Source organism: Kitasatospora sp. NPDC091335 (assembly GCF_044757205.1).
Classification (GTDB): domain Bacteria; phylum Actinomycetota; class Actinomycetes; order Streptomycetales; family Streptomycetaceae; genus Kitasatospora.
Genome location: NZ_JBIVUM010000001.1, coordinates 469,613 through 481,439 on the forward strand (window position 1 = coordinate 469,613; position 11,827 = coordinate 481,439).

The 11,827-nt window shown below is 74.6% G+C and carries 14 protein-coding genes; 7 read left to right on the forward strand and 7 right to left on the reverse strand.

Annotated elements, in window-relative coordinates; translation table 11 throughout:
* Positions 1-166 precede the first annotated feature (166 nt).
* Entirely contained in the window at positions 167-568 is a 402-nt protein-coding gene (locus ACIQOW_RS02085; RefSeq protein ID WP_401078718.1) for a hypothetical protein, read from the forward strand.
* A gap of 198 nt (positions 569-766) precedes the next feature.
* Here ACIQOW_RS02085 and ACIQOW_RS02090 read toward each other — a convergent pair whose 3' ends face one another.
* On the reverse strand, positions 767-1,360 hold the full coding sequence (locus tag ACIQOW_RS02090; RefSeq protein WP_188298568.1) for a DUF6891 domain-containing protein: 594 nt from the start codon (positions 1,358-1,360) through the stop codon (positions 767-769).
* Between the two features lie 133 nt (positions 1,361-1,493).
* On the opposite strand from ACIQOW_RS02090, the gene ACIQOW_RS02095 reads away from it, so the two are divergent.
* Complete coding sequence (locus ACIQOW_RS02095; RefSeq protein ID WP_401078722.1) at positions 1,494-2,456, forward strand: DUF1152 domain-containing protein; 963 nt, start codon at positions 1,494-1,496, stop codon at positions 2,454-2,456.
* Between the two features lie 52 nt (positions 2,457-2,508).
* Here ACIQOW_RS02095 and ACIQOW_RS02100 read toward each other — a convergent pair whose 3' ends face one another.
* Together ACIQOW_RS02100 and ACIQOW_RS02105 are read right to left on the reverse strand one after the other, a co-directional pair.
* A complete protein-coding gene (locus ACIQOW_RS02100) occupies positions 2,509-3,078 on the reverse strand; it encodes an FHA domain-containing protein (RefSeq protein WP_401078725.1) in 570 nt (189 codons plus the stop codon).
* Positions 3,079-3,236: 158 nt separating this feature from the next.
* Complete coding sequence (locus ACIQOW_RS02105) at positions 3,237-3,785, reverse strand: DUF1697 domain-containing protein (RefSeq protein WP_401078729.1); 549 nt, start codon at positions 3,783-3,785, stop codon at positions 3,237-3,239.
* A 221-nt stretch (positions 3,786-4,006) separates the two neighbouring features.
* Between ACIQOW_RS02105 and ACIQOW_RS02110 the strand changes: the two genes are divergently transcribed.
* Complete coding sequence (locus ACIQOW_RS02110; protein WP_401078732.1) at positions 4,007-4,477, forward strand: pyridoxamine 5'-phosphate oxidase family protein; 471 nt, start codon at positions 4,007-4,009, stop codon at positions 4,475-4,477.
* 24 nt (positions 4,478-4,501) lie between these two features.
* Here ACIQOW_RS02110 and ACIQOW_RS02115 read toward each other — a convergent pair whose 3' ends face one another.
* Positions 4,502-4,858, reverse strand: coding sequence for an arsenate reductase family protein (locus tag ACIQOW_RS02115; RefSeq protein WP_401078735.1), 357 nt, complete (start codon positions 4,856-4,858; stop codon positions 4,502-4,504).
* A 134-nt stretch (positions 4,859-4,992) separates the two neighbouring features.
* Between ACIQOW_RS02115 and ACIQOW_RS02120 the strand changes: the two genes are divergently transcribed.
* Both ACIQOW_RS02120 and ACIQOW_RS02125 read left to right on the forward strand, forming a co-directional pair.
* Positions 4,993-6,210, forward strand: a complete 1,218-nt coding sequence (locus ACIQOW_RS02120) for a cytochrome P450 (protein WP_401078739.1) — start codon at positions 4,993-4,995, stop codon at positions 6,208-6,210.
* Between the two features lie 163 nt (positions 6,211-6,373).
* A complete protein-coding gene (locus ACIQOW_RS02125) occupies positions 6,374-7,474 on the forward strand; it encodes a PP2C family protein-serine/threonine phosphatase (RefSeq protein ID WP_401078742.1) in 1,101 nt (366 codons plus the stop codon).
* On the opposite strand, the gene ACIQOW_RS02130 is transcribed toward ACIQOW_RS02125, so the two are convergent.
* A complete protein-coding gene (locus ACIQOW_RS02130; RefSeq protein ID WP_401078744.1) occupies positions 7,471-7,662 on the reverse strand; it encodes a hypothetical protein in 192 nt (63 codons plus the stop codon). The two genes, ACIQOW_RS02125 and ACIQOW_RS02130, sit on opposite strands and share 4 nt — an antisense overlap.
* Before the next feature lie 245 nt (positions 7,663-7,907).
* Between ACIQOW_RS02130 and ACIQOW_RS02135 the strand changes: the two genes are divergently transcribed.
* Together ACIQOW_RS02135 and ACIQOW_RS02140 are read left to right on the forward strand one after the other, a co-directional pair.
* Positions 7,908-9,197 (forward strand): diacylglycerol/lipid kinase family protein, encoded by a 1,290-nt coding sequence (locus tag ACIQOW_RS02135; RefSeq protein WP_401079771.1) that lies wholly within the window; start codon positions 7,908-7,910, stop codon positions 9,195-9,197.
* Positions 9,190-9,780 carry a phosphatase PAP2 family protein gene (locus tag ACIQOW_RS02140; protein ID WP_401078747.1) on the forward strand — a complete coding sequence of 197 codons (591 nt, stop codon included), beginning with the start codon at positions 9,190-9,192 and terminating at the stop codon, positions 9,778-9,780. Before ACIQOW_RS02135 ends, ACIQOW_RS02140 begins: the two co-directional genes overlap by 8 nt.
* Before the next feature lie 156 nt (positions 9,781-9,936).
* Here the strand turns inward: ACIQOW_RS02140 and ACIQOW_RS02145 are convergent, their stop codons facing one another.
* Both ACIQOW_RS02145 and ACIQOW_RS02150 read right to left on the reverse strand, forming a co-directional pair.
* Positions 9,937-10,617, reverse strand: coding sequence for a response regulator (locus tag ACIQOW_RS02145; RefSeq protein ID WP_401078750.1), 681 nt, complete (start codon positions 10,615-10,617; stop codon positions 9,937-9,939).
* Complete coding sequence (locus ACIQOW_RS02150) at positions 10,614-11,825, reverse strand: sensor histidine kinase (protein ID WP_401078753.1); 1,212 nt, start codon at positions 11,823-11,825, stop codon at positions 10,614-10,616. The genes ACIQOW_RS02145 and ACIQOW_RS02150 overlap by 4 nt, the downstream gene beginning before the upstream one ends.
* Positions 11,826-11,827 lie beyond the last annotated feature (2 nt).

Genomic DNA, 11,827 nt, shown 5'->3' on the forward strand with positions numbered 1-11,827 from the left:
GGCCTTCCCCGGCGCGCCGATCGATCGCTCAACTCCCCATGTCCCCTAGGGGATTCGACCCATCGCTCTCGGGGTCGGGCGGCCCCGGCCGCTCCGGGCCGTACCAGGGAAGGCGTCAGGCCGACGGCTGATGGCGGGCCGGACGCACCCCACTACCGTCGGCGGCATGACCACAGCGAGCAGGACCCCCAACCCGCACCGCACCCGCCTGCGGACCCGCTTCCGGCGCGGACCGGCGCTCCTCGCCGCCGGCGCCGTCCTGGTGCTCGGCGCCGGACTGACCGCCTGCGAGGGCGGCGTGGCGCTCTGCCTGGACGACCGCACGTGCACCGTCGGCATCAAGACCGACGGCGCCGACGCCGCCAAGACCGTCAAGATCTTCGGCGGCGACAACCCGATGAAGCTGACCATGAGCCACATCACGGACAACTCGGCCGAGGTGACCATCGGCGAGGACAGGAAGACCGTCACCAAGGACTCGCAGACCTCCGTGGGGAACGTCAAGGTCACCCTGCGCAAGGCGGACAAGGGCGACCACTACGCCGAGGTGCACGTCGAGCGGGACTGACTGCCGGAGCGCCCGCGCAACGTTCCCCGGCACCGGTGGAACGTCTCCCGGCACTGACGCCGGCGTTCCGCGCCACTGACCGAGACGTGCCGTGTCACCGGCCGACGCGTGCCGCGGCGCCGACGGGGCGGCCCGGCACCGGCGAGGTGTCCAGGCGCCGACGAGTCGTCCAGGTGCCGGCGAAGCGCTCCCCGGCGCCTACTCCGGCAGGCGGTTGAGCCACTCCAGCGGGGCGACCCGGATCGCCGTGTGCGGCGAGCCGTCCCACTCCGCCGGGAGCCCGACCGCCGCCAGCGCGGCGACCACGGCCCGCCCGACCTCCACCGTCCGCCGCTCGGAGACCTCGGCCGTCTCCTCCCCGGTCCGGAACCCGCCGTAGCGCAGCATCAACCCCCGCCCGGCGGCGGCCGCCTCGGTGTCCTGCTGGTGGAAGAAGACGAAGCCGGTCGAGTCCTCCCCGGCCTCGCCGCCGATCTCCGCGTAGCCGCAGCTCGTGCAGCAGGTGAAGTCCATCGCCGCGACGATGCCCTCGTCCTCCAGCGCGTCGAAGGCGTCCGCCAGCCTGTCCACGTCGGTGGTCTCCGGCCAGGCCGCCTGCTCGGCCAGCCGCTCGGTCCACAGCGGAGCGACGATCCGCTCCGCCTCCTCCTCGGTGAGCCCCTGGTCGTCGAGGACCTCGACCAGGGACTCGGCTATCTCGTCCGGCTCCTGGAAACCGCACCGGATCAACTCGCGGGCCTGCTCCTGGGCTTCGCGCAGCACGTCGGGGGTCAGAGCCGTCTCCTCGGTCATGCCCGCATCCTCGCACCCGCCACTGACACCGCCCTCCGAAAGCCGGGACCGTGAGCCGGAGCCGGAGCCGGAGCCCGGGGCCGGGGCCGGGGCCATAAGCCGGGGCCGGGCTTCCCGGTGCTACCGTCCGCCGGTGACTTCTCTGCTGCAACCGCCACTGATCACCCGGCTGCTGGCTGCCGAGCGGATCCTCGTCGCCGGTGCCGGCGGCGGCTTCGACGTGTACGCCGGGCTGCCGATCGCCCTCGCCCTGCGGGCCGCGGGCAAGGAGGTGCACCTGGCGAACCTCTCCTTCACCCACCTCTACGGCCTGCCCCTCGACGTCTGGGCGGACCCCGACGTGGCCCGGATCGAACCGGACACCGCCGCCCCCGAGGGCTACTTCCCCGAGCGCACCCTGGCCCGCTGGCTGCACCGGCACGGGATGCCCGACACCGTCTGGGCGTTCCCCTCGGTCGGCGTGCAGCCGCTGCGCGAGGCCTACCGCGCACTGGTCGCCCGCCTGGGCGTGGACGCGATCCTGCTGGTGGACGGCGGCACCGACATCCTGATGCGCGGTGACGAGGCCGGACTCGGCACCCCCGAGGAGGACATGGCGAGCCTGGCCGCGGTGGCCGGCCTGGCCGAGGTGCCCGAGCGGCTGGTCGCCTGCCTGGGCTTCGGCATCGACGCCCACCACGGCGTCAACCACTCCCTGGTGCTGGAGAACCTCGCCGCGATCGACCGGGCCGGCGGCTACCTCGGCGCCTTCTCCATCCCGCGCGACAGCCGGGAGGGCATGCTCTACCTGGACGCCGTCGAGTACGCCAGGGCCGCGTTCCCCGAGCACCCCAGCATCGTCAACGGCTCGGTGGCGGCGGCGCTGCGCGGCGAGTTCGGCGACGTCCGGTTCACCGAGCGGACCAAGGACGGGCAGCTCTTCATCAATCCCCTGATGACGCTCTACTTCGGTGTCACGGTCGGGGCGCTCGCCGCCGAGAACCGGTACCTGGACCGGCTGGAGCACACCGTGGTGACCCGTCAGATCGCCACCGGCATCGCGGAGTTCCAGGACGAACTGCCCCGGCAGCGGATGCCCCGGCAGTTCCCGCACTGACCGGGGGTGCGCGGGCGCCCGAAGGGGGCCCGCGCGGCGGGCGGCGGCCGGGTCAGAACGCGGCGAGCCGGAACTCCAGGTTGCCGAACCGCACCTGGTCGCCCGGCTGGACCCGGACGCCGCCCGCTATCCGGCGCCCGTTCACGTGCGTCCCGTTGGTCGAGCCGAGGTCGTACAGCATCCAGCCGCCCGCCTCGTGCCGCAGTTCGGCGTGGTGCCGGGACACCGAGGCGTCGTGCAGCCGCAGTCCGGAGCCGGGGAGCCGGCCGATCGTCAGCTGCCCGCTCCCGGTCCCGGCCTGCGGCAGGTTCAGCCCCGGCAGCCGCTCGGTGCGCCAGGCCCGGCCCAGCCGGTCCCCGAAGGCGGAGACCCGGCCGACCGTGCGCAGCACGAAGCGCTCGACCGGCCCGCCGGTCGGCAGCCCGGCCACCGCCGCGTCCAACTCGCCGCGGCTGGTGGCGTGCAGGACGACGTCCATCCGGCCGAGGAAGGTGTCGTGCGAGAGCCGCCCGCTGCCCGCGCCGTCCCGGAGCATCCCGAGCGCCTGGTCCCGTTCGGCGTCGGAGGGCCGGACCGCGCCGGTCGGCCGGGCCGCGCCGGTGGGGAGTTCAGGAGGCGTCATGGCCAAATTGTCGGCGCGGCCGACTCCGGCTGTCCAGATCACGCCGTGCGCGGGCGCGGGATTCGTACGTCACGGCAGTCCAGACGCCCTGTCCCGCCGGCCGGTTCCGCGCGTCCCGGCCGGGCGCCCTCGCCCGCCCCGGGCTGCCGTACGGGCCGTCAGGCCTTGCGGGCGGCGGCGAGGATCTTCTCCGTGGTGTGCAGGAACCGGGAGGTGACCGCGCCCCGGTAGGCCTTGCCGAACATCTCCTTGGTGACCCACTTGCCGTCCTGGAGGTGGACCACGACGTACGCCGCCCCGGGGTCGGCGCCGACCACCTCGACGTCGCCCTTCGGCGAGCGGTGGGGGAGGGTGAGTTCGGCCGGCAGCGGCTCGGACAGGAAGGCGACGACCAGCCGGACGTCCGGCGTCACCTCGACGCCGCGGAACGGCTCGGCGGCGAGCAGGCCGGCCACCTCGTCCAGGGTGCGCAGCAGCGCCGGCACCGGGTACCCGAGCGAATTCTCCAGGTGCTCCTCGATCCGCCGGGTCAGCGCCGCGCGGTCGGGCTCGTCGGTGGTGAAGAAGACGTTGCCGGTCTGGATGTAGGAGCGGACGTTCTCCAGCCCGAGTTCGGCGAAGAGCGCCCGCAGCCGCTCCATCCTCACCGTCCGGCCGCCGACGTTGACGGCCCGCAGGAAGGCGATGTACGTGGTCGTGGTGGTCACCCCGCCAGTGTGGCACCGGCCGCCGACAACGGCCCGGCCGCGGCTGTCCGGTCCTGCCGCAGCTGTACGGTCCTGCCGTGACTGCCGGTCCTGCTGTGACTGCCGTTCTGCCGTGACTGCCGGTACGACTGTCCGTCCGGTTGCGGTCGCGGCCACGGCCGCCCCGCCCGTCCGGTCGTCCGCGCCCGGCGGTTGTCAGTGCCGGGTGCCAGACTGGCGCCATGGCTACCTGGCAGGATTTCGAACAGCAGGCCCCCGAGCTGGCACTCCTGGTCCGGGCCCGGTTCGAGGCGAACAAGCACCACGTCCTGGCGACGCTGCGCAAGGACGGTGCGCCCCGGGTGAGCGGGACGGAGGTCGACTTCGTCGGCGCCGACCTGTGGATCGGGTCGATGTACGGCGCGGTCAAGGCGCGTGACCTCCAGCGCGACGCCCGCTACGCCCTGCACGCGCACCCCGGTGGCGAGACCATGGCCGGCGGGGACTCCAAGGTCTCCGGCCGGGCGGTGGAGATCACCGACGAGACCGAACTCGCCGCGTTCGCCGCCGATCTGCCCGAGCCGCCGCCCACCCCGTTCCACGCCTTCCGGCTGGAGCTCGACCAGGTGGTGCACACCGCCCTGGAGGGCGACCACCTGATCGTCCACAACTGGCACCCGGGCCGGCCGGTGGAGAGGATCCAGCTCCACTGACCGGCCGGGTGCGGAGAAACCGCCCTACGGCAGAACGGACTTGAGGGCATCGGGGGTGCGGGCCACGATGGCGTGCCCGTCGTCCGCGGTGATGATCGGGCGCTGGATCAGGATCGGGTGATCGGCCATCGCCACGATCCAGCGGTCCCGCTCCCCGGCCTCCCGGGGCCAGTCCTTCATCCCCAGGTCCTTCGCGGCCTGCTCGTCGATGCGGGTGATGTCCCAGGGTTCCAGGCCCAGCCGCTCCAGCACCTTCGCCAGCTCGGCCGCGGTCGGCGGATCCTCCAGGTAACGCCGCACGGTGTACTCGACCCCGGCGTCGTTCAGCGCGCCGAGCGCGGTCCTGCACTTGCCGCACCGAGGGTTGATCCAGATCTCCATGCCGGCCACCCTACCGAGCCGGCCGGGCCCGCCTCCGGACCCGCCGCGCCGCGCGATTCCGTCCGTACGGGAACTCCGCTGCGCCCGCCGGTGGTTGACCGGACAGGAAGCGTGTCTCGGGAGGGGAGCACCGCATGGACGGCGCGGCGATCATCGAACAGCTGATGACCACGGACGTCAGGACCGACCCGTACCCGCTGTACGCGAGGGCCCGCGAGCTGGGCCCGGTGGTCCCCGCCGGGGAGGGCATGTTCGTGGCGACCGGCTACGCGGCGGTCAACAAGGTGCTGCGCACGCCCGCCTTCGGCGTCGCGACCGCCGAGATGATGTCCGGTCTGGCCCCCGAGTACGCCGCGCACTCCTCGCTGGCCCTGTTCGGCCGCTCGATCCTCCAGCGCAACGCCCCCGACCAGCCCAGGGTCCGCTCGCTGATCGCCTCGGTGTTCACCGCCCGCCGGGTCGCCGCGCTGCGTCCGGCGGTGGAGGCGGCGGTCGGCCGGCTGCTGGACGGGATGGCCGAGCAGGGCGCCGACGGCTCTCCGGTGGACTTCATGGACGCCTTCGCCTTCCGGCTGCCGGTCGGGGTGATCTGCGAGCTGCTCGGTGTCCCCGAGCGGGACCGCTACCGCTTCCGCGACCTCGCCTCCGACCTGACGGTGGCGCTGGAGATCATCCAGGACCCGGACGAGCTGGCCGTCGCCGACGCGGCCGCCGACGAGCTGGCCGGGTACTTCACCGGACTGGCCGCCGAGCGCCTGGCCAGGCCGCAGGACGACCTGGTGACCGACCTGGCCCGGATCGCCGTCGCGGACGACGAGCGGCTCTCCGCCCGGGAGCTGCTGGCCAACCTGGTGCTGCTGCTGGTGGCGGGTTTCGAGACCACCACCAACCTGCTCGGCAACGGCCTGGCCCTGCTGTTCCGCCACCCCGAGGCCGCCGCCGGGCTGCGCAGCGGCGCGATCACCCCGGCCGGGTTCACCGACGAGGTGCTGCGCTTCGACTCCCCGGTCCAGGCCACCGGGCGGGTCGCGCTGGAGGAGGGCCTGTCCGTCGAGGGCGTGCCCGTCCTGTCCGGCGACGAGGTGACCCTGCTGATCGGCGCGGCCAACCACGACCCGGCCAGGTACGAGCACCCCGAGGTGTTCGACCCGACCCGCACCGACAGCCAGCCGCTGAGTTTCGGCGGCGGCACGCACTTCTGCCTGGGCTCCCAGCTGGCCCGGCTGGAGGCCGAGGTCGCGATGCCCGCCCTGCTGGACCGCTTCGCCAGGCTCGCCCCCGGCGGCGTCCCCACCCGGCGTGACCGCCTGGTGCTGCGCGGCTACGAGACCCTGCCGGTGACCGTCCGGTGACCGCGCGCCGATCAGCCCCTTCCGGGCCGGATTCGGCCCCTCCGGCCCCGGGGACCGGGACGTTCGGCCGTTCGTGGTCCTGTCACCCGTAGGAGAACATGGGGGATGAAACCGGCCAATCCGGACCGATCACCCGGAACGGCCGCCTGCCAGGAGGTCCCCCGTGCCCACAGCACCCCGCCCGCCGCGCCCCGCGGCGCTGGAGCCCAAGGCGCCGCGGTGGGTGCCCTGGCTGCCGGTGCTCCTGCTGGTGCTGGACCTGATCGCCGAGGCCGTCGTCCCCGACGCCGTCGCGGCCGGCTTCCTGCTGACCGCGCTGCCCGTGGTGGCCGCGTTCAGCTACGGCCCGGCGCTGACCGCCGTCACCACGGCCGGCTCGCTGGCACTCCAGCTCGTCCTGGCGCTGCGTGCCGGCCACATCGACGAGCAGCACCACGTCTGGGTCTACATCGCCACCCTGCTCTCCGGCGTCATGGGCACCGCGCTGTCCTGGCAGCGCACCCGGCAGAACCGGAACCTGCTCCAGGCCCGTACGGTCGCCGAGACCCTGCAACGCACCGTGCTGCGGCCGGTGCCCGAGCGGGCCGGCGGGCTGCGGGTGGCCGGCCTCTACCGCCCCGCCCAGGCCGAGGTCCTGGTCGGCGGCGACCTGTACGAGGTGTGCGACACCCGCTTCGGCGTGCGGGTGCTGCTCGGCGACGTCCGGGGCAAGGGCCTGGGCGCGGTCCGCACCGTCGCCGACGTCCTCGGCGCGTTCCGGGCGACCGCGTACGACACCCCCGGGCTGGTCGAACTCGCCGACCAGCTGGACCGCGCGGTGCTGCGCGACGCGGCCGACCGCGGCGACGACGAGCTGTTCGTCACCGCTGTCCTGCTCCAGTACCGCCCCGGCTCGGACTGCGTGGAGATCGTCAACCGCGGCCACACCACCCCGCTGCTGCTCGGCGGCGGTGCCATAGCCCCGGTGCCCTGCGCCGACGAGCTCCCGCTGGGCCTCGGCCACCTCGGCCCGGCCGGTGAGCGCAGCAAGGCGATCGCCGCCGCGCTGCCCCCGGGCCACACCGTGCTGCTCTACACCGACGGCGTCAGCGAGGCCCGCGACTCCACCGGCGCCTTCTACCCGCTGGCACCCCGGCTCGCCGCCCTCGGCACCACCGCCCCTGACCGGGTGGTCTCCTTCCTCGCCCAGGACGTCCACCGGTACGCCGGCCTGCTCGCCGACGACCTCGCCGTCCTCGCCCTCACCCCCGACGTCACCCGCTAGACCCGCCGCCGCCCGCCGGACCCGCCGTCACCCGCCGGGGACCCGCCCTCGCCGGGACCGCCCCACTCCCAGAGGTTCGCGAACAGCTCCGCCTGCTCCCTGGCGTCGTCGAGGGCGTGGTGGGTGTGCGGCAGGCCGGGCAGCAGTTCCGAGGGCATCGACCGCTTGCCGATCCCGGCGAACGGCACCCGCCCAGGCAAACGCTTGTCGCCTGCCGCTCCCGTCACCCGGACGACCCCGCCGGGGTGCCTCCGGGGGCGGGAGTGCGCAGGCTGCTGGCAACGACCGGGCCCGACCGGGCCCCGACGCCGCGGCGCGGGAGGACGAGATCGACGGGACACGGACGGCGGGCACCGGCGGAGGAGCCGACGAGGGAGCCGACGCGCGGCTGCTCGCGCGCGGCGCCCTGCCGGCGGCGCTCGGGGCCGTGGGGATGCTGCTGTTCGCGCTGGGGGAGGGCGGGCTGCTGGTGGTCGCGGCGGGCGTGCTCGGGCTGGTCGTCTGGGCCGCCGGCGTCTGGTGGTTCCTGGCCTACCGGGGCGCGGTCCGGGTGTTCGGGCTGCTCGTCGCGGTCGCGGCGCCGGTCGCGGTGCTGGTGCTCTTCGCCCACCACCGGCTGTGGCTGACGGCCCTGGTCATCGTCCTGTGCTGGGGAGCCGCGCTGGCCCTCGCCCGCGCGGCGCTGCGCAGAGCCGACCCGGAACCGCCGATGCGGGCGGTCGCCGCGCCCGGGCCGCGGCGGCCGGTCCTGTTCATGAACCCGAGGTCCGGCGGCGGGAAGGTCGGCCGCTTCGGGCTGGTCGAGCGGGCGGAGGAACACGGCGCCCGGGTGGTCCTGCTCGACCACTCCGTTCGCACCGATGTCGCCGCGCTGGCCCGTACGGCCGTGGCCGAGGGTGCGGACCTGCTCGGTGTGGCGGGCGGCGACGGCAGCCTGGCGCCGGTCGCGGCCGTCGCCGCCGAGCACGACCTGCCGTTCCTGGTGGTCCCCGCCGGCACCCGCAACCACTTCGCCCTGGACCTCGGCCTCGACCGCGCCGACCCGTCCCGCACCCTGGCCGCGCTGACCGGCGGCGAGGAACTGCGGGTCGACCTCGGCGAGGTCTCGGGCCGGGCCTTCGTCAACACCGTCTCCTTCGGGGTGTACGCCGACATCGTGCAGAGCCCCGGGTACCGGGAGGACAAGGTCGGAACGGTCCTGGCGCTGCTGCCCGAGCTGCTGGCCGGGGAGGGTGTGCAGCGCGTCGACGCCCGGGCCGACGCCACCGTGCTCACCGACCGGCAGGCGCTGCTGGTCAGCAACAACCCGTACGGCTCGACCGAGGGCCTCGGCCTCGGCGATCGCCGCCCCCGGCTCGACGGCGGCGAACTCGGCGTGCTGGGCATCAGGGTGGACGGCGTGGCCGAGGCCGCGGACGTGGTCCTGCGCGGCACCCGGTCCACCGGGCTGCGAGCGCTGACCGCCCAGCGGGTGGAGGTGACGGCGGCCGGGGGCGCCGGCGCGGGCGAGCTTCCGGTGGCGGTCGACGGCGACGCGCTGCGGATGCCCGCACCGGTCGTGTGCACCCTGCACCCGCGGGCCCTGCGGGTCCTGGTGCCGCGCGACCGCCCGGGCCTGCCCGCCCCCGTACCGACGGTGAACTGGCGGCGGCTGGCCGCCCTGGCCTTCGGCCGCGCCGACCGCGGCTCCGACCGGACCTCCAGGGAGCAGAGCCGTGACTGACCCCTCAGCCTCCTCCCCGTCCGCCGTCGGGGCCGTGCTCGACGACCTCCGGGCGGTCGACGGCGCCGTCTACGGGGCCGTCGCCGCCACCCCGACCCCGGCCCTGGACTCCGCGCTGCGCCGGCTCTCGCGGGCCGCCGACCGCTCGAAGATCTCGCTGACCGTCGCCGCGCTGCTCGCCCTGCGCCCCGGCCGCCCCCGGCAGGCGGCGGCGGCCGGAGTCGGCGCGGTGGCGCTGGCCTCGGCGGCGGCGAACCTGGTCGGCAAGCAGCTGGTCCGCCGCCCCCGGCCCGACCGGGAGCGCGCCAGGGTGATCGTCGGCCGGCAGGTGCCGATGCCGGAGTCGGCCTCCTTCCCGTCCGGGCACACGGCCTCGGCGACGGCCTTCGCCACCGCGGTCGGCGTGCTGCTGCCGCCGCTGGCGGTGCCGCTGGGCGCGTTGGCGGCCGCCGTCGGCTACTCCCGGGTCCACACCGGCGTGCACTACCCGGGCGACGTCGCGGCCGGCGCGCTGCTCGGCTTCGCGGCCGCGGTGGCGTCCCTGGCCGTCGTCAGGACCGCACCGCCGTCCGCCCCGGAGTGACCCGCCCGCGCCCCGGCCCGTCCGCCCGATGGCCGCGGAACGCCGCCGCGCGACGGCGGGCGTCACCTCACGTCGACGACATCGAGAACGGCGCCCTCCACGCGGGCGGCGGTGGCGAATCCGGAGCGACCATGGCCGAAGCGAGAGAGGGCTGATTCACCGGTGGTTCATGAGGCCGCTCTCGTAGGCGGCGATGACGAGCTGGGCCCGGTCCCGGGCGCCGAGCTTGGCGAGGAGTCTGCTGACGTGGAACTTGACGGTGGAGTGCGACAGGTGCAGTCCGTCGGCGATCTCCGTGTTGGACATGCCGTTCGCGATCAGGACGAGGACCTCGCGCTCCCGGTCGGTGATCTCGTCGAGGCGGCGGTTCGCTCCGACCGCCACCTGGGGGCGCCTGGTGAACTCGGCCACCAGTTTCCGGGTCACGCGGGGGGAGAGCAGAGCCTCGCCGTCGGCGATGACGCCGATGGCCGAGAGGAGGTCCTCCGGTGGGGTGTCCTTCAGCAGGAAGCCGCTGGCGCCCGCGTGGAGCGCGGTGAACACATAGCGGTCGAGGTCGAAGGTGGTGAGGATCAGTATCCGCACCGGTGGCGGGTCTTCGCCGCCGAGCAGTCGCCGGGTGGCCTCGATCCCGTCCATCCCGGGCATCTGGATGTCCATCAGGGCGACGTCGGGCCGTTCCCGTCGGATGACCTCGACCGCCTCGGCTCCGTCGCCGGCCTCGCCGACCACCGTGAGGCCCGGCGTGGTGTCGACGAGCACCCGGAAGCCGGCGCGGACGAGGGCCTGGTCGTCGCAGATCACGACCCGCACGTCCCCGCTCACGTCCCCGCTCACGCCGATTCCCCGGTGGGGAACCGGGCCCAGACGCGGAAGCCGCCGAGCGGGAGGTGGCCGGCGGCGAAGTCGCCGCCGGAGAGCGCGACCCGTTCCCGCATGCCGATCAGGCCGTGACCGACACGGCCGCCAGGGCTTTCGGACGTGACGGCGGGGCCGGGGCGGCCGCGGCCCTCGTCGGTCACCTCGATCTCGATGCCGTCCGGGTGGTAGCTGACCTGGGCCCGGGCGCGGGCGGTCGCAGCGTGCTTGACGGAGTTGGTCAGGGCCTCCTGGACTATCCGGTAGCCGGCCAGGTCGATCGACGGCGGGAGCTGCCGGGCGGCGCCCCTGATCCGCAGCTCGACCTGGAGCCCGGTCCGGCCGGTCTGCTCGATCAGGAAGGGGAGGTCGCTCAGGCCGGGTTTCGCCAGGTCCGAGGCGGCCGCCGGGTCGTCGGCGGGTGACTCCTCCCGCAGCACGTCGAGCAGGGCCCGCATCTCGCGCAGCGCCGTGCGGCTGACCGTCTCGATCGCGGTCAGCGCCTTGGCGGCCTCGTCAGGGTGTCCGGTGATGACGTGGCGGCCGACGCCGGCCTGCACGGCTATCACGCCCATGCTGTGGGCCATCACGTCGTGCAGCTCGCGGGCGATGCGCAGACGTTCCTCGATGACCGTCCGCTGCGCCTCCTCGATGCGGGCCTGCGCCTGACGTTCCGCCTGGGACCGCAGCCCGGCGTCGTAGGCGCGCTGTGACCTGATCATCATGCCGGCCGCCCAGAAGGCCACGATCGGCGCGCTCTGTCCCAACCACATCGCGGCCCAGGCGTTGTCGAAGGTCACCGAGCTGCCGCCCATCGCCATGCCGACGCCGACGACGGCCTCGGTGAGCACCAGGCCGGCCACGGCCCGGGACCGCGGCTGCGAGAGCGCGAACTGGTAGAGGCACAACGCGACCGCCAGCGACGGGAACTTGACGAACCCGTAGGCCGCCATCGTGGCGTACGTGGCCAGCGACACCCCGAGGGCCGGCCGGGGCCACAGCCGTCTGGCCGCCACCGCGCAGGCCAGCAAGGTCAACAGCGCGTACCAGCCCGGGAGCGGGAGGCCGGCGGTGGCGAGCTGGGCGTCGGTGGGACGCCCCCACAGCAGGAGCGCCATGCCGACCGCGACGTCCAGCCCGACGAGTTGGACGCGGGTCAGCCGTTTGGTGAGCGGGGGCCGAAGCACGT

Coding starts and splice junctions, on each gene's coding strand:
- ACIQOW_RS02110 (WP_401078732.1), top strand. CDS start 4,007: ATGGCTACCTGGCAGGATTTCGAACAGCAGGCCCCCGAGCTGGCACTC.
- ACIQOW_RS02115 (WP_401078735.1), bottom strand. CDS start 4,858: ATGGAGATCTGGATCAACCCTCGGTGCGGCAAGTGCAGGACCGCGCTC.
- ACIQOW_RS02090 (WP_188298568.1), bottom strand. CDS start 1,360: ATGACCGAGGAGACGGCTCTGACCCCCGACGTGCTGCGCGAAGCCCAG.
- ACIQOW_RS02120 (WP_401078739.1), top strand. CDS start 4,993: ATGGACGGCGCGGCGATCATCGAACAGCTGATGACCACGGACGTCAGG.
- ACIQOW_RS02100 (WP_401078725.1), bottom strand. CDS start 3,078: ATGACGCCTCCTGAACTCCCCACCGGCGCGGCCCGGCCGACCGGCGCG.
- ACIQOW_RS02085 (WP_401078718.1), top strand. CDS start 167: ATGACCACAGCGAGCAGGACCCCCAACCCGCACCGCACCCGCCTGCGG.
- ACIQOW_RS02135 (WP_401079771.1), top strand. CDS start 7,908: ATGCTGCTGTTCGCGCTGGGGGAGGGCGGGCTGCTGGTGGTCGCGGCG.